The sequence below is a fragment of the Streptomyces sp. NBC_00250 genome (assembly GCF_036192275.1).
Lineage (GTDB): Bacteria > Actinomycetota > Actinomycetes > Streptomycetales > Streptomycetaceae > Streptomyces.
In genome coordinates this window covers 3,731,486-3,753,805 of sequence record NZ_CP108088.1, presented here as the reverse complement: position 1 = coordinate 3,753,805, position 22,320 = coordinate 3,731,486, and the positions used below count along the sequence as shown (strand labels likewise).

Annotated in this window: 18 protein-coding genes; 9 read left to right on the top strand and 9 right to left on the bottom strand. The window is 73.7% G+C overall.

The window, feature by feature from the left end:
• Nucleotides 1-35 precede the first annotated feature (35 nt).
• Complete coding sequence (locus OG259_RS16700) at nt 36-1,679, bottom strand: DUF5691 domain-containing protein (protein ID WP_328943010.1); 1,644 nt, start codon at nt 1,677-1,679, stop codon at nt 36-38.
• 38 nt (nt 1,680-1,717) lie between these two features.
• The gene (locus OG259_RS16695; RefSeq protein ID WP_328943009.1) at nt 1,718-3,064 is read right to left on the bottom strand and encodes an SWIM zinc finger family protein; all 1,347 of its coding nucleotides are present in this window, start codon (nt 3,062-3,064) and stop codon (nt 1,718-1,720) included.
• 208 nt (nt 3,065-3,272) lie between these two features.
• On the opposite strand from OG259_RS16695, the gene OG259_RS16690 reads away from it, so the two are divergent.
• The 6 genes from OG259_RS16690 (at nt 3,273) to sucD (ending at nt 11,214) form a co-directional block, all read left to right on the top strand.
• On the top strand, nt 3,273-3,686 hold the full coding sequence (locus OG259_RS16690) for a hypothetical protein (protein ID WP_328943008.1): 414 nt from the start codon (nt 3,273-3,275) through the stop codon (nt 3,684-3,686).
• Between the two features lie 159 nt (nt 3,687-3,845).
• A complete protein-coding gene (locus OG259_RS16685; protein ID WP_328943007.1) occupies nt 3,846-5,003 on the top strand; it encodes an ATP-binding protein in 1,158 nt (385 codons plus the stop codon).
• A complete protein-coding gene (locus OG259_RS16680) occupies nt 5,000-7,408 on the top strand; it encodes a DUF5682 family protein (RefSeq protein ID WP_328943006.1) in 2,409 nt (802 codons plus the stop codon). Before OG259_RS16685 ends, OG259_RS16680 begins: the two co-directional genes overlap by 4 nt.
• Nucleotides 7,405-8,658: a VWA domain-containing protein gene (locus OG259_RS16675; RefSeq protein WP_328943005.1), complete on the top strand. Its 1,254-nt coding sequence runs from the start codon at nt 7,405-7,407 to the stop codon at nt 8,656-8,658. The genes OG259_RS16680 and OG259_RS16675 overlap by 4 nt, the downstream gene beginning before the upstream one ends.
• Before the next feature lie 473 nt (nt 8,659-9,131).
• Entirely contained in the window at nt 9,132-10,310 is a 1,179-nt protein-coding gene (sucC, locus tag OG259_RS16670; RefSeq protein WP_328943004.1) for an ADP-forming succinate--CoA ligase subunit beta, read from the top strand.
• Nucleotides 10,311-10,329: 19 nt separating this feature from the next.
• Nucleotides 10,330-11,214: a succinate--CoA ligase subunit alpha gene (gene sucD, locus OG259_RS16665; RefSeq protein WP_189832909.1), complete on the top strand. Its 885-nt coding sequence runs from the start codon at nt 10,330-10,332 to the stop codon at nt 11,212-11,214.
• Between the two features lie 82 nt (nt 11,215-11,296).
• Here the strand turns inward: sucD and OG259_RS16660 are convergent, their stop codons facing one another.
• Nucleotides 11,297-12,637, bottom strand: coding sequence for a sigma factor-like helix-turn-helix DNA-binding protein (locus OG259_RS16660; protein WP_328943003.1), 1,341 nt, complete (start codon nt 12,635-12,637; stop codon nt 11,297-11,299).
• Between the two features lie 119 nt (nt 12,638-12,756).
• Here OG259_RS16660 and OG259_RS16655 point away from each other — a divergent pair, with 119 nt between their 5' ends.
• Nucleotides 12,757-14,268, top strand: a complete 1,512-nt coding sequence (locus OG259_RS16655) for a cell division protein PerM (RefSeq protein ID WP_328943002.1) — start codon at nt 12,757-12,759, stop codon at nt 14,266-14,268.
• A gap of 6 nt (nt 14,269-14,274) precedes the next feature.
• On the opposite strand, the gene OG259_RS16650 is transcribed toward OG259_RS16655, so the two are convergent.
• Entirely contained in the window at nt 14,275-15,036 is a 762-nt protein-coding gene (locus OG259_RS16650; RefSeq protein ID WP_328943001.1) for a hypothetical protein, read from the bottom strand.
• Nucleotides 15,037-15,288: 252 nt separating this feature from the next.
• On the opposite strand from OG259_RS16650, the gene purN reads away from it, so the two are divergent.
• Nucleotides 15,289-15,918 (top strand): phosphoribosylglycinamide formyltransferase, encoded by a 630-nt coding sequence (purN, locus tag OG259_RS16645; RefSeq protein ID WP_328943000.1) that lies wholly within the window; start codon nt 15,289-15,291, stop codon nt 15,916-15,918.
• Entirely contained in the window at nt 15,893-17,458 is a 1,566-nt protein-coding gene (purH, locus tag OG259_RS16640; protein WP_328942999.1) for a bifunctional phosphoribosylaminoimidazolecarboxamide formyltransferase/IMP cyclohydrolase, read from the top strand. Before purN ends, purH begins: the two co-directional genes overlap by 26 nt.
• 102 nt (nt 17,459-17,560) lie before the next feature.
• Here purH and OG259_RS16635 read toward each other — a convergent pair whose 3' ends face one another.
• From OG259_RS16635 to OG259_RS16615, 5 genes are all read right to left on the bottom strand, one after another.
• A complete protein-coding gene (locus OG259_RS16635; RefSeq protein WP_328942998.1) occupies nt 17,561-18,427 on the bottom strand; it encodes a peptidoglycan DD-metalloendopeptidase family protein in 867 nt (288 codons plus the stop codon).
• A complete protein-coding gene (locus OG259_RS16630) occupies nt 18,427-18,921 on the bottom strand; it encodes a hypothetical protein (RefSeq protein WP_328942997.1) in 495 nt (164 codons plus the stop codon). Before OG259_RS16630 ends, OG259_RS16635 begins: the two co-directional genes overlap by 1 nt.
• 66 nt (nt 18,922-18,987) lie before the next feature.
• Nucleotides 18,988-19,947: a hypothetical protein gene (locus OG259_RS16625; protein WP_328942996.1), complete on the bottom strand. Its 960-nt coding sequence runs from the start codon at nt 19,945-19,947 to the stop codon at nt 18,988-18,990.
• A gap of 168 nt (nt 19,948-20,115) precedes the next feature.
• The gene (locus OG259_RS16620) at nt 20,116-21,510 is read right to left on the bottom strand and encodes a protein kinase domain-containing protein (protein ID WP_328942995.1); all 1,395 of its coding nucleotides are present in this window, start codon (nt 21,508-21,510) and stop codon (nt 20,116-20,118) included.
• Complete coding sequence (locus tag OG259_RS16615; protein ID WP_328942994.1) at nt 21,507-22,265, bottom strand: FHA domain-containing protein; 759 nt, start codon at nt 22,263-22,265, stop codon at nt 21,507-21,509. The genes OG259_RS16620 and OG259_RS16615 overlap by 4 nt, the downstream gene beginning before the upstream one ends.
• Nucleotides 22,266-22,320: the final 55 nt, after the last annotated feature.

Below are 22,320 nucleotides of genomic sequence, written 5' to 3'. Positions count from 1 at the left end.
ACCCGGTCCACCCGGTCCACGGTTGTCCACCCGGTCTACAGCGCCGGTTCCGTGAGTTCGGCTCTCATCGCCTCGCGGAGCCGGAGCGTGGAGACCAGGCGCTGGAAGGCCTCGGACCAGTAGCCGCCCGCACCGGGGGAGACGTCTTCCGCCTCGTCCGGCCGGGCCGTCAGGGACTCCAGCTGCCGGGCCGCCTCCGGGGCGAGGCAGCGCTCCGCGAGACCCATCACCCCGCTGAAGCTCCAGGGGTAGCTGCCCGCCTCCCGCGCGATGTCGAGGGCGTCGATCACCGCCCCGCCGAGCGGCTCCGCCCACGGCACCTCACAGACGCCGAGCAGCTGGAAGGCCTCCGACATGCCGTGGGCCGCGATGAACGAGGCGACCCAGAGCGCCCGTTCCTCCTGGGGCAGCGTCGACAGGAGCTGGGCCCGCTCGGCCAGCGACGAGGTGCCGGGGCCGGTCGCGGGCGGGGTCGCCGGGGAGCCGAGCAGCGCACGCGACCAGGCCGCGTCCCGCTGCCGTACGGCCGCCCGGCACCAGGCCGCGTGCAGTTCTCCCTGCCAGTCGTCGGCGACCGGCAGCGCCACGATCTCCTCCGGGTCGCGCCCCCCGAACCTGCGCGGCCAGCAGGACAGCGGTGCGGCCTCGACGAGCTGGCCCAGCCACCAGGACCGCTCGCCCCTGCCCGCAGGGGGCGTCGCCGCGAGGCCGTCGCGCTGCATGCCGGTGTCGCACTCGTGCGGGGCCTCCACGATGATCGTGGGCGACTCCGCCGTCCGGTCGAGGCCGACACAGGTGACCGCCCGGCCCGCCATCCGGCCCGCGAGCGCCGAGGAAGGCAGTGCGGACAGCAGTTCGGCGGCGGTGGCCCGCACATTGCGGCTGCGGTCGCCGAGGGCCGCCTCCAGGAACTCCTCGTCCGCGCCGGAGAGCCCGGCCCGCAGCGAGTCCAGGAACATCAACCGGTCCTCCGCCCGCTCGGTGGTCCAGGTGGACGCGAGGAGGGCGAGACCGGCCGCCGGATCCCGGGTCCGTACGGCGGCGAGCAGGGCGACCCGCTCGGCGAACAGACCCTCGTCCCAGAGCGCGCGCACAGCCTCCCGGTCCCCGGGGTCCGGGAGGGAGCCGCCCGCGCCCGCACCCCGGAGGGCGAACCTCCACTCGGGGTTGAGCCGGGCCAGCCACAGGCCGCGCGGCCCGGCCAGCTGGAGTGCCTGGGGCCGCAGATCGGTGCGGGCCCGGGCCGCGTCGAGAAGGGCGGGCAGGGCGGCCGCCGGGGCCTTGTACCCGAGCTCGTTGGCGAGGGCCAGCCACTGCGGGAGCAGTTCGGCGAGGTCCGGAGCGGCCCCGCGCCGCCCGGCGGGCGAGGGCGCGGCCCGGCCGGCGAGCAACTGGTCGAGCCGCCGCCGCGCCGCCCCGGGGAGCGGTCCACGGGGATCCTCGGGCGCGCGCTCCGGCGGCGTCACGGCGGGCCCGGGGCGCAGCCCTGCCCTGCGTCGTACGGTGTGGAGCGCGGCGGCGTCGAGCAAAGCGCCCGGCAGGTCACCGCCCGGCGCGACGGCGAGCCCGGCGGGCGCCCGCCGGTCCGTACCGAGCAGCGCCGAGGTGACGAGCTCCTCCCAGAAGCCGTCCTCCGCGAGAACAGCGCCGGCCGTCGGGATCGTCGTGTCCGTCTCCATGGAGATCCTCCGGGCGGGCCGTATGTGATCGGCGGGGGTCATATGAGGGGGACCGTCTCTCCCGGGGTCTCCGGTGACCAGGCGGCGAGCGGGGTGAATCCCCGGTGCCCGCACTCTCCGAAGACCGTGACCGGGGCTCCGCCGGACAGGGCGACCAGGCGCCAGAGTCCGGGCCGGGACTGGGCGGCGGGCGTCAACGGCAGGGCCTCGCGGCCGTCGGCGTCGGCGAGCTGCCAGCCGTACTCCGCGCGCGCGGGGACGACCGCGCTCAGCGTCACGGGCCAGGAGTCCAGCCAGGGGTCCTCGCGCAGCGCGCGCCCGTACGCGTCGAGGGCCGCGCCGACAGGTCCGCCCGGTGGCGGGGCGGCGGGGCCCTCGACCGGGACGAACTGCTCGCCCGGCTCCGCCCGCAGCCGGCCGGAGCCCGCGTGCGGGGTCAGCTCGCCGTCGAGCACCGCGCCCACGGGGAGCGCCAGTCGAGGAGCCCTCCCCGCCGCGCCGAAGGACAGCAGGAGCGCCGTGCGCCCGCTCGTCGTGCCGTGCAGCCAGATGCGCCGGGTGGTCAGTCGGGCGTCGGCCGCGTCGTACTGCGCGAGCACCAGCCAGTGGTCGCGCACCGGGACGCCTTCGGCCGGGGCGGTCAGGCCGATCCGGGTCCGAACGGTCGTCGCGAAGGGCGCGGGCAGCCGGTCGACGCCGAGCCAGGCCCGGTCGAGGAGATGGGTCAGCGCGCACTCCTCCAGGAGCCGCACCGGCCAGCCGGGCCCCGAGCCCGGTATCGCGCCCAACTCCCGGACCCGGCCCGCGAGTCCCGGCGCCTGGGCGTCGACCATCCGGGCAGCCGTCTCCTCCCACAGTCCGTACCCCGGCTGCTCGGCCGCCGCGAGGCCGCCGCGCAGCAGGTCGGCGAGCCGCTGCTCCAACTCCTCGGCGCCCGAGGTGATCCGGGCGGCTCTGCGCTCGGCCCGGCGGCGTGCCGCCTCGGGATCCGCCGGGCCTCCGGCGGCCCCGCCCCCGGACTTCCGTACCGCGCTCTCGGCGTGCCCGCGTCGTGCCGTGAGCCACTGCCCGGCCCAGTCGGGGGCGGCGGCCTCCTCGATCGCCGCCCCGTCCGAGGCCTGGAGGAGCAGCAGGCCGAGCGCGTGCTTGCACGGGAACTTACGGCTGGGGCATTCGCACAGGTAAGCGGGCCCCGTGGTGTCGACGACCGTCCGGTACGGCACGCGGCCGCTGCCCTTGCAGCGGCCCCAGACGGCGCCCTCGCCGCGACCCGTGCCCGACCACGGCCCGGCCGTGCCGAGCTTGCTTCCCGCTCTGCGCGAGGCGTCGTCAGGAGCCAGTGCCAGCACCTGATCAGCCGTCCAGCGCACCCCCATGGCATTCATGTCACCGACGGTAGAGGCCGCCACTGACAACGCTCCTGGCCTGGGTGTTCACGGGATGCCCGGGGGATGCCCCGGGGGTTGTCCGGAGGCTGTTCGGGGGCTGTTCGGGCTCGCCAGGGGAGGCCGTGAGGGGATTTGACTTTACTCTCCCTTTACGATTCTCTGCGCGGGACCCACTGATCCACCACGACCGTCCAGGGGACCCCGCATGAAGCGCACCGCCCGCACCGCCGTCTCGGCCCTCGCCGTCGCCGGTCTCGCTCTCGGCCTCGGCGCCTGCTCCGAGGCCGCCGAGAAGGCCGTCGACCAGGTCGACAAGTCCGTGAACGAGTCCTACGAGGTCACGTACGAAGTCACCGGCAAGGGCATCGAGTCCATCGACTACCACGCGGGTGACGGCACCGCGATGGCGCCGAAGGTCGCGTCGGAGAAGAAGCCGACCGCGCCGTGGAAGAAGACGGTGACACTGAAGGGCGTCATGCCGCCGGCCGTCATGCCGATCTCGCTCGCCCCGGCCGACCTCACGTGCAAGATCATCTACCAGGGCAAGGTCATCAAGGAGGCCAAGGCCGAGCAGGCGATGGCCGGGGGCTGCGTCGCCGTCTCCCCGGTCGTGGGCTGAGTCGCCCCGTCGCCCCATCGCCCCGTCGTGATGGAGGGCTGACCCTCCATCACCCCTTCACCACCCCTCCAACAGCCCCTGACCAGCGGTGACATCCGATTGTCAGTGGCATGGTGCACGGTGGATCCACAGCAGGTCGAACGATCTGGAGGGGGATCCATGCCCGTGCCCGAAACCATCGCGCAGCCCGGTTCCGGTGTCGAGACGGACACCGGACCGGGGCAGTCGCAGGCCGTGACCGAGGTCCTGCGACCGCACGCGGAGCACGCCTTCGCCGACGAACTCGCCGCGCTCGCCGCGGCCGACGACCGGCCCCGCCCCGCCCGCTGGCGCCTCTCGCCGTGGGCCGTCGCCACCTACCTCCTCGGCGGCACCCTCCCCGACGGGACGGTGATCACCCCCAAGTACGTGGGACCGCGCCGCATCGTGGAGGTCGCCGTCACCACGCTCGCCACCGACCGGGCGCTGCTCCTGCTCGGGGTGCCCGGCACCGCCAAGACCTGGGTCTCCGAGCACCTCGCCGCCGCCGTCAGCGGCGACTCCACCCTCCTCGTCCAGGGCACCGCAGGCACCCCCGAGGAGGCCGTCCGGTACGGCTGGAACTACGCCCGGCTCCTCGCCCACGGCCCCAGCAGGGACGCCCTCGTGCCGAGCCCCGTGATGCGGGCGATGGCGCAGGGCATGACCGCGCGCGTGGAGGAGCTCACCCGCATCCCCGCCGACGTGCAGGACACGCTCATCACGATCCTGTCCGAGAAGACCCTGCCCCTTCCCGAACTGGGGCAGGAGGTGCAGGCGGTGCCCGGCTTCAACCTGATCGCCACGGCCAACGACCGCGACCGGGGCGTCAACGAACTCTCCAGCGCACTGCGTCGTCGCTTCAACACGGTGGTCCTGCCGCTGCCCGCCACCCCCGAGGCCGAGGTCGACATCGTCGCCCGCCGCGTCGAGCAGCTCGGTCGCTCCCTCGAACTGCCGGTCCTCCCGGACGGCGTCGCCGAGATCCGCCGGGTCGTCACCGTCTTCCGCGAACTGCGGGACGGGGTCACCACCGACGGAAGGACCCGGGTCAAGTCGCCCTCGGGCACGCTCTCCACGGCCGAGGCCATCTCCGTCGTCACGGGCGGCCTCGCCCTCGCCGCCCACTTCGGTGACGGCGTCCTGCGCCCGGCCGACATCGCGGCGGGCATCCTCGGCGCGGTCGTCCGCGACCCGGCGGCCGACCGGGTGGTCTGGCAGGAGTACCTGGAGACGGTGGTCAGGGAGAGAGACGACTGGAAGGACTTCTACCGCGCCTGCCGCGAGGTGAGCGTATGACGCCCACACCCACCTCCAGGCCTACCTCTACGCCCGCACCAGAATCCGCACCCGCACCCACGCCCACACCCGAATCCACACCCACACCCGCGCTCACATTCGAATCCACACCCGAATCCGCACCCGCACCCAAGGCCGCGGGCGGTCTCCTCGACGGGCCGCTCGTGCTCGGGGTCCGGCACCACGGGCCCGGGTCCGCGCGCGGGGTGCGGGCCGCGCTGGAGGCGGCCAAGCCCGCCGTCGTGCTCGTCGAAGGGCCCGCCGAGGCCGACGCGCTCGTGGCGCTCGCCGGGGACCCCGGCATGCGGCCACCGGTCGCGCTGCTCGCCCACGCCGTGGACGACCCCGGGCGGGCCTCGTTCTGGCCGATGGCGGCGTTCTCGCCCGAGTGGGTCGCGATCCGCTGGGCCCTCGACCGGGGCGCCGAGGTCCGCTTCATCGACCTGCCCGCCGCCCACACCCTCGCCGCCCTCGACCCCACCTGGGACGACGGGGAGGACGAGGTCTCCGGCGGCGGCCTGCGGATCGACCCGGTCGCCGAACTCGCCGGGGCCGCCGGATACGAGGACGCCGAGCGCTGGTGGGAGGACGTCGTCGAACTGCGCGGTGACGACGACCCCACCGCCCCCTTCGAGGCCCTCGCCGAGGCCATGGGCGCGCTCCGCGAGGCGTACGGACACGGCGGCCACCCCCGCGACCTCGTCCGCGAGGCCCACATGCGGCTCCAGCTCCGCGCCGCCCGCAAGGAGTTCGGCGATGCCGTCGCCGTCGTCTGCGGCGCCTGGCACGTCCCCGCCCTCACCCGGAGGACCACCGTCGCCGCCGACCGGGCCCTGCTCAAGGGCCTGCCCAAGGTGAAGACCGAGATGACCTGGGTCCCCTGGACCCACCGCAGGCTCGCCCGCCGCTCGGGATACGGCGCCGGGATCGACTCGCCCGGCTGGTACGCGCACCTCTTCGCCGTCCCCGACCGGCCCGTCGAGCGCTGGATGACCAAGGTCGCCGGACTCCTCAGGGCCGAGGACCACCTCGTCTCCACCGCCCATGTCATCGAGGCCGCCCGGCTCGCCGAGACCCTCGCCGCCCTGCGCGGCAGGCCGCTCCCCGGCCTCGACGAGACGACCGACGCCGTCCGCGCCGTCCTCTGCGAGGGCTCCGACGTGCCGCTCGACCTCGTCCGGGACCGCCTCGTCGTCGGCGACGTCCTCGGCGAGGTCCCGGCCGGCGCCCCCGCCGTACCCCTCCAGCGCGATCTGACCCGCCGCCAGCGCACCCTGCGCCTCAAGCCCGAGGCCACCGAGCGCGACCTCGAACTCGACCTCCGCAAGGACATGGACGGGGAGCGGAGCCGGCTGCTGCACCGGCTGCGGCTCCTCGGCGTCGGCTGGGGCGAACCGGCCACCGGCCGCTCCGGCACCGGCACCTTCCGGGAGACCTGGCGGCTGAGCTGGGAACCCGAGCTGTACGTCCAGGTCGCCGAGGCCGGCGTCTGGGGCACCACCGTCGAGGCCGCCGCCACCGCCCGGGCCCGCTCCCGAGCCCTCGGGGCGACCGCCCTCGCCGACATCACCGCCCTCGCCGAGCAGTGCCTCCTCGCCGGTCTCACCGACGCGCTCCCCGTCGTCATGCGGGCGCTCGCCGACCGGGCCGCGCTCGACACCGACGTCGCCCACCTCGCCCAGGCGCTCCCGGCCCTCGCCCGCTCCCTGCGCTACGGCGATGTCCGCGGCACCGGGACGGCGGCCCTCGCCGAGGTCGCCGCCGGCCTCGCCGAACGGATCTGCGTCGGCCTGCCACCCGCCTGCGCCGGACTCGGCGCCGACGCGGCCGCCGCCATGCGCGAGCGGATCGACGAGGTCCACCAGGCCCTCGGACTGCTCCCCGGAGCGGCCGGGCTGACCGACCGCTGGGCGGGCGTCCTGCGCCGTCTCGCCGACCGCGACCGGATCCCGGGCGTCCTCAGGGGCCGGGCCGCCCGGCTCCTCCTCGACGAGGGCCGGATCGCCGACGACGAGGCCGCCCTCCTCATGAGCCGCGCCCTCTCGCCCGGCACCCCGCCCGCCGACGCCGCCGCCTGGATAGACGGCTTCGCCGGCGGGGCCTCGGGCGGCGGACTGCTCCTGGTCCACGACGAGCGGCTCCTCGGCCTGCTCGACGACTGGCTCACGGGCGTCCGGGCCGAGGCGTTCACCGATGTGCTGCCGCTGCTGCGCCGCACCTTCTCCGGGTACGAGTCGGGCGTACGCCGCACGCTCGGCGAGCTGGTCGCCCGGGGTCCCAAGGCAGAAGGCCCCGGGCACACCGCCCCCGGTGTCCCCGGCTTCGGCGCCACGACCGACCGGGAGCGGGCGGACGCAGTGCTGCCCCTCCTCCACCTCGTCCTCGGCACGGAGGCCCTCGTATGAGCACAGGCACGACCACCGGCACGAGCAGTGCCGTGAATACAGGGACGACCACCGGCACGAGCAGCGCCACGACCACCGGCGCGACCACCCTTCACGCGTCGGGGAGCGACGACGAGCGGCTGCGCCGCTGGCGTCTCGTCCTCGGCGGAGGCGAGGCCGACGGCACCGGCCGCGCCCTCACCGGCACCGACGCCGCCATGGACGGAGCGCTCACCGCGCTCTACGGCGGTAAGACCCAGGGCGGCGACCGGGCCGGCCGGGACCGCTCGGCCGGACTGGGCGCCTCGGCGCCCTCCGTCGCCCGCTGGCTCGGCGACATCCGCACGTACTTCCCCAGCTCCGTCGTCCAGGTCATGCAGCGCGACGCGATCGACCGACTCGGCCTCGCCACCCTCCTCCTGGAGCCGGAGATGCTGGAGGCCGTCGAGGCGGACGTCCACCTCGTCGGCACCCTGCTCTCCCTCCACAAGGCCATGCCCGAGACGACCAGGGAGACTGCGCGGGCCGTCGTCCGCAAGGTCGTCGACGACCTGGAGAAGCGCCTCGCCTCCCGCACCCGCGCGACCCTCACCGGCGCCCTCGACCGCTCCGCCCGGATCGGCCGGCCCCGCCACCGGGACATCGACTGGGACCGCACGATCCGCGCCAACCTCAAGAACTATCTGCCCGAGCACCGCACGGTCGTCCCCGAGCGGCTGATCGGCCACGGGCGTGCCTCGCGGGCGATACGGAAGGAGGTCGTGCTCTGCGTCGACCAGTCCGGCTCCATGGCCGCCTCGGTCGTCCACGCCTCCGTCTTCGGCGCGGTGCTCGCCTCCATGCGGTCGATCGCCACCCGGCTCGTCGTCTTCGACACCGCCGTCGTCGACCTGACCGACCGGCTCGACGACCCCGTCGACGTCCTCTTCGGCACCCAGCTCGGCGGCGGCACCGACATCAACCGCGCCCTCGCCCACTGCCAGTCGAAGATCACCCGCCCCGCCGACACCGTCGTCGTCCTCATCAGCGATCTGTACGAGGGGGGCATCCGCGACGAGATGCTGAAGCGGGTCGCGGCCATGAAGGCCTCCGGTGTCCAGTTCGTCGCGCTGCTCGCCCTCTCCGACGAGGGCGCCCCGGCGTACGACCGTGACCACGCGGCGGCACTCGCCGCGCTCGGCGCCCCGGCCTTCGCCTGTACCCCCGACCTGTTCCCGGAGATCATGGCCGCCGCCCTGGAGAAGCGCCCGCTGCCGATCCCCGCGGCCTGACCGGCCTGACCGGCCCGACCGGCCTGACCGGCCCGACGCGACGGGACCCGCCGGGCAGCTCCCGTCCGGCCGGCGCCGCGGGTACGGAATTCGTCGTCGCGGGACCACCCGCACGGGTGTCCCGGACCTCACTGAGTCCCATATCACACACGTCTCCGAACGGCCCTCACCCACGTTCCCGGCGCGTCGTGAGAAGGCGGGAGGCCAAGCCCCGCCTGCCGCGCGGGCCGTGCTCCGCCACGGCGCACCCCCTGCGTGCGACCCCGTGGCCCCTACAGCCTGTGACCCGTATCACCGCTCTGTTGGGATCTGCGATTTAGGGACCCACGTCCCTCGGCGATAACCTGCGAGACGGACATGCCGCGTCCACGGTCACCGTGTGCGCCTCCCTTGTGACAGTGCAGTCACGTTGCCCTTCGCGGCACGCCCACGCAGACAACGAACCGCGATCATCAGAAAAGGGACGGACGCGCGTGGACCTGTTCGAGTACCAGGCGAGGGATCTCTTCGCCAAGCACGGAGTACCGGTGCTGGCCGGTGAAGTCATCGACACGCCTGAGGCCGCGCGCGCCGCGACCGAGCGCCTCGGCGGCAAGTCCGTCGTCAAGGCCCAGGTGAAGGTCGGTGGCCGCGGCAAGGCCGGCGGCGTCAAGCTGGCCGGCGACGCGGACGAGGCCGTCGCCCGCGCGACGGACATCCTCGGGATGGACATCAAGGGCCACACGGTCCACAAGGTGATGATCGCCGAGCTGTCCCCGGAGATCGAGGCGGAGTACTACGTCTCGTACCTCCTCGACCGCACCAACCGCACCTTCCTCGCGATGGCGTCGGTGCAGGGCGGCATGGACATCGAGGAGGTCGCGGAGAAGACCCCCGAGGCCCTCGCGAAGGTCCCGGTCAACGCCGTCGACGGCGTGAGCATCGAGAAGGCCCGCGAGATCGTGGCCCTGGCGAAGTTCCCGGCCGATGTGGCCGAGGGCGTCGCCGAGGCCCTGGTGACCCTGTGGAAGACCTTCGTCGCCGAGGACGCGCTCCTCGTCGAGGTCAACCCGCTGGTGAAGACCAAGGACGGCCGCATCCTGGCCCTGGACGGCAAGGTGTCTCTCGACGAGAACGCCGACTTCCGTCAGCCCGACCACGAGGCGCTCGAGGACAAGGCCGCAGCCAACCCGCTCGAGGCTGCCGCCAAGGCCAAGAACCTCAACTACGTCAAGCTCGAGGGCGAGGTCGGCATCATCGGTAACGGTGCCGGTCTGGTCATGTCGACCCTGGACGTCGTCGCGTACGCCGGTGAGAACCACGGCGGCGTGAAGCCGGCCAACTTCCTCGACATCGGTGGCGGCGCCTCCGCCGAGGTCATGGCGAACGGCCTGGAGATCATCCTGGGCGACCCGGACGTCAAGTCCGTGTTCGTCAACGTCTTCGGTGGCATCACCGCCTGTGACGAGGTCGCCAACGGCATCGTCCAGGCCCTGGAGCTCCTCGCCTCCAAGGGCGAAGAGGTCACCAAGCCGCTGGTCGTGCGCCTCGACGGCAACAACGCGGAGCTGGGTCGCAAGATCCTGTCGGACGCGAACCACCCGCTCGTGCAGCGCGTGGACACCATGGACGGCGCGGCCGACAAGGCCGCCGAGCTCGCGGCTGCGAAGTAAGGGACGAGGTCAGAACACCATGGCTATCTTCCTGACCAAGGACAGCAAGGTCATCGTCCAGGGCATGACCGGTGCCACGGGCATGAAGCACACCAAGCTCATGCTGGGTGACGGCACCAACATCGTCGGTGGCGTGAACCCGCGCAAGGCCGGCACGTCCGTCGACTTCGACGGCACCGAGGTCCCGGTCTTCGGCTCCGTCGCCGAGGCGATGAAGGAGACCGGCGCCAACGTCTCGGTCCTCTTCGTGCCGCCGGCGTTCGCGAAGGCCGCCGTGGTCGAGGCGATCGACGCCGAGATCCCGCTGGCCGTCGTCATCACCGAGGGCATCGCGGTCCACGACTCCGCCGCCTTCTGGGCGTACGCGCAGGCGAAGGGCAACAAGACCCGCATCATCGGCCCGAACTGCCCCGGTCTCATCACCCCGGGCCAGTCCAACGCCGGCATCATCCCGGGCGACATCACGAAGCCGGGCCGCATCGGCCTGGTCTCGAAGTCCGGCACGCTGACGTACCAGATGATGTACGAGCTCCGTGACATCGGCTTCTCGTCCGCCGTCGGCATCGGTGGCGACCCGGTCATCGGCACCACGCACATCGACGCCCTCGCGGCGTTCGAGGCGGACCCCGACACCGACCTGATCGTCATGATCGGTGAGATCGGCGGCGACGCCGAGGAGCGTGCGGCCGACTTCATCAAGGCCAACGTCACCAAGCCGGTCGTCGGCTACGTCGCGGGCTTCACCGCGCCCGAGGGCAAGACCATGGGCCACGCCGGCGCCATCGTCTCCGGCTCCTCCGGCACCGCCCAGGCGAAGAAGGAGGCCCTTGAGGCCGCGGGCGTCAAGGTCGGCAAGACGCCGACCGAGACGGCCAAGCTGGCGCGCGCGATCCTCGCCGGCTGACTTCGTCAGTAGCTGTACGAGAGGGCCCCGCCCCCGCCCGGTCACCCGGGCGAGGGCGGGGCCCTCTCGCGTACGGCGGCGGTTACTCGGCGGCCGGGACCAGCCGCTCCGGGCCCGGGTTGGGCTCCGAGCGCAGTATGTCGCGGAGCTCCAGGTCCTCCGGGCGGAGCTTCTGAGGGCCACCGCGCACGGGGACGCCGTTGACGGTCTCGCCGGGGACGTTGACCGGGATGTAGTGCGTCGGCGCCGTCGCCGCCGCGAAGCCCGTGACGCAGATGAGGACCGCCGTCACCCCCAGCACCGCGCGCGTCCAGGTCCGGGTCCGGCGTTCGCTGCCCGTCCGGACCACGCGGGCCGCCGGGAGGGTCGCCGTCGGCGCCTCCGTGACGAGCGCGCTGAGCCGCCGGTGCAGGGCCTCCGGCTCGGCGAGCTCCGGGACCCGCTTCCCGAGGACCGTACGGGCGTGCAGCAGCCGGTTGGCGGCCGCGGGGGTGCTCGCCTCGGTCTCGGCGGCCGTCTCCGGCAGATCGAGGCCGAGCCCGTCGTAGAGCAGGACGGTACGGCGGTACGCCGGCGGCAGTTCGAGGAGCGCGGTGAGCACCGCCCGCCGGTTCGCCTCGGTGGGTGGGGAGTCGGGGTGCTTGTGGGCCCGGCGCATCCGGTGCCACGGGGAGAGCGCGTACTCGTACGCCGTCGCCCGCACCCAGCCCACCGGGTCCGCGTCGACGGCGACCTCGGGCCAGTGCTCCCAGGCGTGGTGGAAGGCGTACTCGACGGACTCGCGGGAGAGCCGCCGTCGGCCGGTCAGCAGATACGTCTGGTGGACGAGACCGTGCGCCGCGTGCGCGTACAGCGCGTCGAAGGCCTCCTCGGGGGTGAGTCCCGGTACGGCGGGGGGCCGCGCGGGGACGGGCGGGGCAGCTTCCGCCGTCCCTGCCGGTTTCAGCCGCTCCTGCGGATTCGGGGGGCCTTCACGGGCGGGGCCGGGAGAGACGGCCGGGGAGGGGGCGGGGGCCTTCGGCGGCTCGGCGGCCCGCTCGGCGGCGGCCTTGGGCCGGACGTTGCCGGCCTGCGCCTGTGGCTGCGCGTGTGCCTGCGCCTGTGGCTGGTGCTGTGGTTGCTGCGCCTGCGCGTCTGCCTGCGCCTGCGTCCGTACGGGTGACTGCGCCTGGGTCTCCGTCGGCACGGGCGGCTGCCCGTCGGCGTCCGGCTCGTGCGTGCCGAGCAGTTTCGCGTACGCCTCGCGTTTGCGGCCCCGGGGTGCCGAGCGCCCGGTCTCCCATGACTTGACCGTGGCCTTCGTGACGCCCATGGCCTCGGCGACCTGCTCCTCGCTCAGGGCGAGGGCCTCGCGCAACCTGCGCCGCTCCTTCGGGGTCGGCAGGGTGGCGGAGGATGCGGAATCCGCGGTGCTCCGGCTCATCGACGTCGACCTCCCGCAGAGCTTCTCTGGGCGGAAAAGTACATAAACGTATATTGAGCGACACAACGGAGGTTTGCCTGTTACGCGGCAAAAGCGCGTGTCGTTGGCAGCATGACCCCGTGACCCATGTGACCGAGCACCCCCTGGTCCAGGGCGGCCGTTCCGCCGCGCTCGCCACCGCCTGCGTCCGGGGCGGGGTCGCCGCCGGACTCGGACTCGGCGCCCTCGCGGTCCTGGTGGTCGCGGCCTGGATCAGCTCCCCGTACCCCGACAGCGGCCCCGGCGGCGCCCTCCACCTGGCGGCGGGACTCTGGCTGCTCGCCCACGGCGTGGACCTCGTCCGTACGGACACCCTGTCCGGCCTGCCCGCGCCCCTCGGCATCGTGCCGATGCTCTTGGTCGTCCTGCCCGTCTGGCTCGTCCACCGGGCCGCCCGCGACACCCTCGACGCGGACGACCGCGGCGACCGGTCACGCCCGTCCACGGGCGGTGCGGTCGCCGCCGTGGCCGGGGGATATCTCCTGGTCGCGGCCGCCGTCGTGGTCTACAGCGAGAGCGGCCCGCTGCCCGCCGACCTGATCACCGCCGGGCTCTGGCTGCCCGCCGTCGTGGTCGGCGCGGCGGGGGCCGGCGCCTGGACGGCGCTCGGCCGCCCGCTCCCCGAACAGCGGCAGGCCGCCGCCGCCGTGCGCGCGACGGGGCTCGGGCTCGTGACGCTGCTCGGTGGCGGTGCGGTGGCGGCGGCGGTCTCCCTCGCCTGGCACGCGGGCGAGGCCCAGGCCGCGTACGCCGCCCTTTCGGGGGAGTGGTCGGGGCGGGTGGCGGTGCTGCTGCTTGTGCTCGCGCTGCTGCCGAACATGGCCGTCTGGGGGGCGGCGTACGGGCTCGGGCCGGGCTTCACCCTCGGCACGGGCGCGCTCGCGACCCCGCTGGGCCTCGCCGGGGACCCGGCCCTGCCGCCCTTCCCGCTGCTCGCCGCGCTGCCCGAGGGAGGGCGCGGCACCTGGATCCACTGGACGGCCGCGGCGGTCCCGCTGGTGGCCGCCGTGCTCCAGGGCCGCCGGGTGGGCCGCTCGGCACGGACCTGGACGGCCCGGGACACGGCACTCACGGCGCTGGGTGCGGCCTGGGGCTGCGGGGCCGTGGTCGCCGTCCTCTCGGGGGCGGCGGGCGGCCCGCTCGGCAGCGGCCGGCTGTCCGCGTTCGGCCCCGTGTGGTGGCAGACGGGCGCGGCGACGGTCCTGTGGGGTGCCTGCGTCGGGGTGCCGGTGGCCCTGGGCGTACGGGCCTGGGGCCGGCGCGTCCCCCGGCCGAAGCCCCTGCCGGTTCCGGCGGAGGCCTCCGTGGCCGGACCGGCGGCCGGGGCCGAGAAGTGGGCCGCCTCGGGCCTCGTGCCCGTGCCCGGCCCCGTACCCCCGTCCACCCCGGACCCGGAGACGCCCGAGGAGGCGCAGCCGGACACGGCTCCGGCGACCTCGGCCGTGCCGGAGGCCGGTCCGGACCTCGGCCGGGCCGACGATCCGTACAGCGCCCCCTACGCCGACCCGTACGGCGACGCCGCCTTCGAGCCCTACGACTACCTCCCGGCGGCCTGGGAACCCGCCTCGCCACCGCCTCCGGACGCGCCCTAGCTCTCGCTACTCCCGGACCCCGAAGCCCGCGCGCAGCGGCTTCGGCAGGAGGTCGTTGCAGGCCAGCTGGCCGGCGTGGGTGAGGGCGTCGTCACGGCACTCGTAGAAGTCGCTGTAGACGAGCTGCATGGTGAAGCCCACCGCGACGATCATCAGGGCCACGCTCGCGGCGACCAGGCCGCTGATCGCGGCCGTCCGCATCGAGCGGAGCGGGGCCGCCGTGGCGCCCTGTCCCGTCGGCCGGGCCGGGGTCTGTCCCGAGGGCTGGGACGCCGGCGCGGTCGCCGACTGTGACGTCGGCGACAGCTCGTCCGCCGGCTTCGGCTTGGCGCGCAGCGAGCTGATCGCCCAGTAGACACCCAGGGCGCCGAGCAGCAGCGCCAGTTCCGGGATCTCGAAGATGGCGAAGAAGAAGGCCCACATGCCGGAGAGGATCGCGTACCGCGCGCGTCGCTGCGCCGGGTCCGTCGGGTCCCAGCGGAGCCCCCGTCCGCCGGATCCGCCCTGGCCGGGGCCACCCTGCCCGGGGCCGCCCTCCGGTCCTCCCGGGCCGCCTCCCTGGCGCTCGGGCCCACGGCCGAAGCCGTCGTTCGAGGGGCCCGGCTGGCGCGGGCTCCAGCGGCCGTCGGACGGCCCCGACGACCCGGAGTCCCCGGACGTCTCATCGTCCGAGCCCTCCGGTCGCCGCGGCTGCCACGGCTGATCCGGCCGGCCCTCGGGCGGCGGCGCGAACGGGTTGTTGTCGTCCGTGGACTGGCGTTCCGGCATCTGCTGAACGTCTTCCCTCTGTCGTCACGACCACGGCCGCACCCGTGGTCTCCGCTGCTGTCTCTTCTGCTGCTGTCTGCTGATCGTCGGGCGTCGGACCCTGACGCTACCGCCCTGCCCCGCCCCCGTCCCGTGGGGGCCGTCCGGTGTGCCGGTATCGTTGCTGACGGTCGAGCCATTCGTAGGGTTCCCCGTATAGAGCGACACGATTCGTTCGTACGACCGTACAAACACCACGGAAAGAGTGACCCAGTGGCTGCCGCCCGCCTCGTCGTCCTGGTCTCCGGTTCCGGTACCAATCTGCAGGCCCTCCTCGACGGCATCGCCGCGGACCCCGAGGGCTACGGCGCGGAGATCGTCGCCGTCGGCGCGGACCGCGACGGCATCGCCGGTCTGGAGCGCGCCGAGCGCGCCGGGCTGCCGACCTTCGTCTGCCGGGTCAAGGACCACGCGACCCGCGAGGAGTGGGACCGCGCGCTGACCGAGGCCACCGCCGCGTACGAGCCGGATCTCGTCGTCTCGGCCGGCTTCATGAAGATCGTCGGCAAGGAGTTCCTCGCCCGCTTCGGCGGCCGGGTCGTCAACACCCACCCGGCTCTGCTGCCCAGTTTTCCCGGTGCCCACGGGGTGCGTGACGCCCTCGCCTACGGCGCGAAGGTCACCGGGTGCACCGTCCACTTCGTCGACGACGGTGTCGACACCGGCCCGATCATCGCCCAGGGCGTGGTCGAGGTGCGGGACGAGGACGATGAAGCCGCTCTGCACGAGCGCATCAAGGAAGTCGAGCGCTCGCTGCTCGTCGACGTCGTGGGGCGCCTCGCCCGGCACGGCTATCGCATTGAGGGACGAAAGGTTCATGTCGGTGAACACGGACACCGTTAAGCCCATCCGCCGCGCGCTGGTCAGCGTCTACGACAAGACGGGGCTCGAAGAGCTGGCCCGCGGTCTGCACGAGGCCGGCGTCGAGCTCGTCTCCACCGGCTCCACGGCCGGGAAGATCGCCGCCGCCGGTGTGCCGGTCACCAAGGTCGAGGAGCTGACCGGCTTCCCCGAGTGCCTGGACGGCCGCGTCAAGACCCTCCACCCGCGCGTGCACGCCGGCATCCTCGCCGACCTGCGCCTCGAGTCGCACCGCGAGCAGCTCGCCGAGCTGGGCGTGGAGCCCTTCGACCTGGTCGTCGTGAACCTCTACCCGTTCAAGGAGACCGTCGCCTCCGGCGCCACTCCCGACGAGTGCGTCGAGCAGATCGACATCGGCGGCCCGTCCATGGTCCGCGCCGCGGCCAAGAACCACCCCTCCGTGGCGATCGTCACCAGCCCCGAGCGGTACGCCGACGTGCTCGCCGCCGTCCAGGCCGGCGGCTTCGACCTGACCGCCCGCAAGCGCCTCGCCGGCGAGGCCTTCCGGCACACCGCCGCGTACGACGTGGCCGTCGCCTCCTGGTTCGCCGACGACTACGCCGCCGCCGACGACAGCGGCTTCCCGGGCTTCCTGGGCGCCACGTACGAGCGGAACAACGTCCTGCGGTACGGCGAGAACCCCCACCAGGGCGCCGCGCTCTACGTCGACGGCACGGGCGGCCTCGCCGAGGCCGAGCAGCTGCACGGCAAGGAGATGTCGTACAACAACTACACGGACACCGACGCCGCGCGCCGGGCCGCGTACGACCACACCGAGCCCTGCGTCGCGATCATCAAGCACGCCAACCCGTGTGGCATCGCGATCGGCGCCGACGTCGCCGAGGCCCACCGCAAGGCGCACGCCTGCGACCCGCTGTCCGCGTTCGGCGGCGTCATCGCCGTCAACCGCCCGGTCTCGGTCGCGATGGCCGAGCAGGTCGCGGAGATCTTCACCGAGGTCATCGTCGCCCCGGCGTACGAGGACGGGGCCGTCGAGGTCCTCGCCAAGAAGAAGAACATCCGTGTGCTCAAGGCCGAGGGCGCCCCGAGCAACCCCGTCGAGGTCAAGCCGATCGACGGCGGCGCCCTGCTCCAGGTCACCGACCGCCTCCAGGCCGAGGGCGACGACCCGGCGAACTGGACCCTGGCGACCGGCGAGGCCCTCTCCGCCGAGGAGCTCGCCGAGCTCTCCTTCGCCTGGAAGGCCTGCCGCGCGGTCAAGTCCAACGCGATCCTGCTCTCCAAGGACGGCGCCTCGGTCGGCGTCGGCATGGGCCAGGTCAACCGCGTCGACTCCGCGAAGCTCGCGGTCGAGCGGGCGGGCGAGGAGCGGGCGCGCGGCTCGTACGCCGCCTCGGACGCCTTCTTCCCCTTCCCGGACGGCCTGGAGATCCTCACCGCGGCCGGTGTGAAGGCGGTCGTGCAGCCGGGCGGCTCGATGCGGGACGAGCTGGTGGTCGAGGCCGCGAAGAAGGCCGGCGTGACGATGTACCTCACGGGGACGCGCCACTTCTTCCACTGAGGCAACTGAGTAATCCGAGTCATCCGGGTCATCCGGGTCATCCGGACGACGGGGGCGGCCCCGGCACCTCTTCAGGTGCCGGGGCCGCCCCCGTCGTCGGTGTCAGCAGCTCCCCACCCACCTGACGGCCGTCACGGTCAGTCCGCCGCCGGGCAACGCCCCTCGTGCGGCGCGCTCCAGACACGGTCCGGTGCCGTTCACCCGGACCCGGTCGTACCCGGGGTCGACCGTCCCGTTGTTGAAGTACGACTTCCGGAGACCGCAGTCGAGGGCGGTGGCGTCCCGGTCGGTCCTGCAGACGCTGCCGGTGCCGTCGGCGTTCGGGTAGAAGCACACGTATCCGGACGGGCAGTCCTGCCACGGCGCGGCCGGCGAGCAGTTGGCACTGGTGACGCTCTTCCACTCCTTGCCGACGCCGGTGTAGAGCGTCCCGTCGAAGTGCACCGGCCGGCGGTGGCTCTCGTCGGTGAAGTCGCCGGACGCCAGGTACCGCTGCTCGTAATGGAGATGGGCCCAGCCTCCCGAGTTGGCGCCCGTCTTGCCGATCGACCCGATCCGGGTCGTCGCCGCGACCTGCTGTCCGACCTTCGCCACCACCGGGCTTTCCAGGTGGTAGTAGACGGAGAACCAGCCGCCGCTGTGCTTGATCTGCACCACGTTGCCCGCGCCCGCGTCCTCGTACACGGCGGTGACCGTGCCGGGAGCCGAGGCGAGTACCGGCTTGCCGTCGGATCCCGGGTTCCCCTTGGCGACGATGTCGAGCGCCGGATCGTGCCCCGAGTCGTAGCTGTTCAGCTGCCACTGTGTGCCGCACGGGAACGGCATCTGGAAGGCGGGCTTCGCGGCCGTGGCCGCCGCATCGGTCGAGGCGGAGGCGGAGGCGGAGGCGGACGCGGAGGTGGCCCAGGCCGCCCCCGGTCCGAGCGCGAGCAGCGCCACGCCGAGGACCGCGAGGATCAGCCGGCGCATCAGTGGAAGAACTTGCTGCAGGCCGATGCGGTCACCCACTGGTGGGAGCTGATCGCGTTGTTGGCGGCGACACCCGTCGTGAACGTGTCGTCGTCGAGGTTGTCGACGTACTTCTCCCCGAAGGTGACACAGCCGTGTCCGCCCTCGTACCCGGAGCCGAGGTAGAACGCGACGGTGTCACGGCCGCCCTGGGTCCCGGTGTTCACCAGCGAGGTGGCCCGGTCGTTGTCGTCGCCCTGGAACGGGCCCGAGGAGTTGCTCCAGTTGGAGTCCCAGGACGGGCTGCGGCCGAGCTCGGTCCCGGAGCAGTCGCTGCCGCTGAACGCCCACATGTTGCCGTCGCCCTGGTGTGCCCTCCAGACGCCGTCGCATCCCGCGGCCGGCGCTCCCGTCGCACCCTCGGACGCCGCCTGCGCGGCCGTTCCGGGCAGGGCGAGGCCGAGCGCGGCCAGTCCGAAGGCGGCCGTGGCGACGCCGATCCTGCGCTTGATCATGGTGTTCCTCCTTGCGTGGGCCTCCGTGACGGAGGCGTGCTCGTCCGCAGCGGTGTGCTGGGGAAGTCAGGGCCGCGCACCGGTGATGTCCCGGGCGCGGGCGAGCGCCCGGCGCTCGATGCCGGCGTGCTCGGCGAGTGCGTCGAGGTACACGCCGTCCAGCTTGTTGCGGTACTCGGTCTCCAGCGCCCGGCCGGTCTTCCCGAGGCCGCTGTTCACGGCGCAGGTCGCCTCGGCCACCGCCAGCCTCACCTCGGCGGCGAACGCCCGCCGTTCGTCGGAGCTCCCGGGAGTCGTCCCGGCGTCCGGGGCCGTGGCCTTCGCGGCGGCGCCGTGGGCGGCCGCGGGGTCCGGGTAGGGGTGTCCGGCGCTCCTCATGCAGCGGGACCACGCGGTGACGGCGCTCCTGAAACGGGGGTCGCTCCGCAGCTCGGCGGCGTACAGCGGGGTCAGGTTCGCGGCGATCTTGTCGACGCGGAACCAGGTGGCCCGGTCTCCGTACAGCTCTTCGAGGGCCGTTCCGTGGCACCCGCCCAGCCGGCTGCTGATCGTCCCGCCGCTGGGGACGTTCACCGACAGGACGGGGGTGTCCGGCCCGCCGTACAGCGCGTCGGTGTACTCGGTGAGCCGCTGCCCGGTCAGCTTGCCGCGGTGGATCAGATTGAGGTCGGCACGCTTGGCGGCGAGCTCCTTGTACCGGAGCCGGCCGCCGTACCCGTACTCGCGTGCCCATGCCACGTCGTCCAGGACGTAGCCGACGCCCCGGCTCTCCTCCTCGGACAGCCGAGGCACGGTCCAGTACGGAATCCCCCGTCTGCTCATGCAGCGCTGGACGAGGAGTTGATCGGCGCGGTCGAGCAGCGCTCGCTCGGACGCGTTCGACTCGGCCGGTGCCGACCGCTTTTCACCGCCTCCCGCCGTCGCTTCCCCGGGGTCGTTCGGCGGCGCGCACGAGAGGAGCAGACCGCCGGTGAGAGCGGTGGCCGTTCCCAGTGCCAGTGCCAGTGCCGTGAGCGCGTGTCGCACGGTGTCCCCCTTCGGTCCGTGGCACCACCTTCGCGGGGGCGGGACGCCCCGGGTACCTCGGAAGTCCGAGGGCGGGGAGCGGCGAGCGGGGAGCGGGGAGCGGGGAGCGGGGGGACCGGCGGGGCAAGGGAACGGGCGGTGGGGGCGGCCGGCGTCCGTGGCCGTGGATCAGCAGTCCGGCAGCCACTTCAGGGAGCGCACGCCGGCGGCGCCGTCCAGGTTCCGTGCCTCGTTGGTCTGCAGGCAGCCCAGCGGCTCTCGGTAGCCGGCGTCCCCGTAGAACTGGACGTCGTCCAGCGGATCGCCGACGTAGCCGTTGTTGACGGCGGACCGGGGTGCGGAGTCGCGGCCCCAGGCGCAGACGATGATCCCGGTCTGCCAGTCCTTCTCGTCGTCGTACCAGGCGCACATCTCCCCCTGGCCGTCGCGTTCGGTGAAGAAGCAGGCGTGGCCGATCGGACAGCGGTCGTAGCCCTGCGCCGCCTCCGCCGAGGGGGCGTCCCGCAGCATGACGAGGCTGAGGGCCGCGGCCAGCACGGCCGCCCCGGTGGCCGTGGCCAGCCGCGTGGCCCCGCGGGGTCCGGACAGACGGCGCGAGCGGCGCATGCGGCGCAGCAGGGGGAACCGGGGGGTGCTGCCCGCGGCCGCCCGGGTGGCGCGGCGGACCAGGGACGCCGCGTCGTGGGCCGAGCGTTCCTCGTGGGTGGGGCGCAGGCAGTCGCTGATGATGTCCCGCCACGCGGGAGGGAGTTCGGGGGAGAGCCGGAGTTCCTCCTCGCCCCGGGCGTAGCGGACGGCGGCGTCCCGGCGGGCGTTCGGCGTGCCGCCCGGCAGGGGGTGGGCGCCGGTGAGGACGGTGTGCGCGAGGACGCCGAAGGCCCAGACGTCCGAGGTGGGGCGGATCCGTGCGCCCCGGGCGCCGACGTCGGACCAGAGCAGCTCGGGCGGGGTGTAGTCCGGGGTGGCGAAGGCGGGGGAGTAGGCGTGGGTGCCGTCGAGTTCGCTCGCGGTGCTGAAGTCGCCGAGCCGGGCGGTGCCGTCCTTCATCAGCAGGACGTTCCCGGGTTTCAGGTCGCCGTGGACCCAGCCCGCGGTGTGCAGTTGGCGCAGCCCTTCGCAGACCTGGGTCAGCAGTGCGGGGCCGGCGTTCGGCGGGGTGCTGCCGGTCAGCAGGGAGTGCAGGGAGCGTTCGGCCTCCTCCAGGACGAGGACGGTGGCGCCGTCGAGGCCGGGGCGGTCCGGATCGTCGACGGTGAGGGTTTCGTACAGGCGGATCAGGTGGGGCGAGCGCAGCCGCCGCAACAGCGCGATCTCCCGTTCGGCGAGGTCCCGCAGATGGCACAGCTGACGGGGGGTGTGCGTGCCGGTCGGCAGGAACTTGAGGGCCGCGCGGGCCGGGAGTCCCGTCGGTGCCGACGGGTGGCCCGGGGCGGCCGGGGCCGTGCGCCGGGCCGCGTACACCGTGGCGAAGGCTCCCGACCCGAGGGGGCGCTCGACGGTCCAGTCGCCGACGCGGTACCCCTCCGGTACCGGGACGGGCGTGTGCTCGGGGGCCGCGCTCATCGGACCGGTCCGGCGACCGGGACCCGGGCGAACGGCTCCAGGTCGTCCTCCCGTACGAGGTCGAAGCGGAGCGCCAGCGAGACCAGCGACTCCTTCTTGCCGTTGAGGCGCGGGCCCGCGTCCGCCGTGTCGGGGCCGGGCTTCAGGCGGAGTTTCACGGCCAGGTAGTCGATGTTCCACTGCACGGCGGCCCGGTTCGCGGCGGGCCAGAGCGGGCGGAGCCGGTCCACGATCGCGTCGGCGGTCGGCAGCGGTGCGTGCGGTTCGCCGCGCAGCCGGGGTTCGCAGAGCGCGGCGAGCACGAGGAAGTAGCGCTTGGAGCGGTCGAGGGGGAAGGCGAGCGCGGTCGGCTCGCCGTCCTCGGCGGTGTGCGCGCGTTCCACGTAGTCGTGGCGGGGGGCCCAGACACAGAAGTCGACCAGGTCGCTGCCGGCGGGCAGTACGACCCGGGAGAACTCGAAGGGCACCGGTGCGTCGACCCGGCCCGGCGCGATCTTGATGTGCTCCCCGGCTCCCTCCGGGTTCTCGACGACGTACGTCGAGGCGGTGCTGAAGTTGCTGAGCGTCCAGTAGTTCGCGGTGGCTCCGATCTCTCCGGCGGTACGGGACACCCCGGGGTGCGGGACGTCCAGGTGCCGCCGGCCGCCGGCCGTACGCGGTGCGGTGCGGCCGAAGTGGAGTCGTTCGCCGGGCGCCAGTCTGACCTGGTCTCCGGAGGTCGCGGCCGGTGCGGGCACCACGATGATGCTGTACATGACGCTTCCTTTCCCCGAGGTCTGCGCCGTCAGGCTAGGAAGCGGCGATAAACGA

What these genes read in the sequence shown, in the direction of transcription:
- sucD (WP_189832909.1), top strand. Translation starts at nt 10,330, where the DNA reads ATGGCTATCTTCCTGACCAAGGACAGCAAGGTCATCGTCCAGGGCATG.
- OG259_RS16630 (WP_328942997.1), bottom strand. Translation starts at nt 18,921, where the DNA reads ATGATCAAGCGCAGGATCGGCGTCGCCACGGCCGCCTTCGGACTGGCC.
- OG259_RS16650 (WP_328943001.1), bottom strand. Translation starts at nt 15,036, where the DNA reads ATGCCGGAACGCCAGTCCACGGACGACAACAACCCGTTCGCGCCGCCG.
- OG259_RS16700 (WP_328943010.1), bottom strand. Translation starts at nt 1,679, where the DNA reads ATGGAGACGGACACGACGATCCCGACGGCCGGCGCTGTTCTCGCGGAG.
- purH (WP_328942999.1), top strand. Translation starts at nt 15,893, where the DNA reads ATGTCGGTGAACACGGACACCGTTAAGCCCATCCGCCGCGCGCTGGTC.
- OG259_RS16695 (WP_328943009.1), bottom strand. Translation starts at nt 3,064, where the DNA reads ATGAATGCCATGGGGGTGCGCTGGACGGCTGATCAGGTGCTGGCACTG.
- OG259_RS16620 (WP_328942995.1), bottom strand. Translation starts at nt 21,510, where the DNA reads ATGAGCGCGGCCCCCGAGCACACGCCCGTCCCGGTACCGGAGGGGTAC.
- OG259_RS16685 (WP_328943007.1), top strand. Translation starts at nt 3,846, where the DNA reads ATGCCCGTGCCCGAAACCATCGCGCAGCCCGGTTCCGGTGTCGAGACG.
- OG259_RS16615 (WP_328942994.1), bottom strand. Translation starts at nt 22,265, where the DNA reads ATGTACAGCATCATCGTGGTGCCCGCACCGGCCGCGACCTCCGGAGAC.
- OG259_RS16680 (WP_328943006.1), top strand. Translation starts at nt 5,000, where the DNA reads ATGACGCCCACACCCACCTCCAGGCCTACCTCTACGCCCGCACCAGAA.
- OG259_RS16635 (WP_328942998.1), bottom strand. Translation starts at nt 18,427, where the DNA reads ATGCGCCGGCTGATCCTCGCGGTCCTCGGCGTGGCGCTGCTCGCGCTC.
- OG259_RS16660 (WP_328943003.1), bottom strand. Translation starts at nt 12,637, where the DNA reads ATGAGCCGGAGCACCGCGGATTCCGCATCCTCCGCCACCCTGCCGACC.
- OG259_RS16690 (WP_328943008.1), top strand. Translation starts at nt 3,273, where the DNA reads ATGAAGCGCACCGCCCGCACCGCCGTCTCGGCCCTCGCCGTCGCCGGT.
- OG259_RS16675 (WP_328943005.1), top strand. Translation starts at nt 7,405, where the DNA reads ATGAGCACAGGCACGACCACCGGCACGAGCAGTGCCGTGAATACAGGG.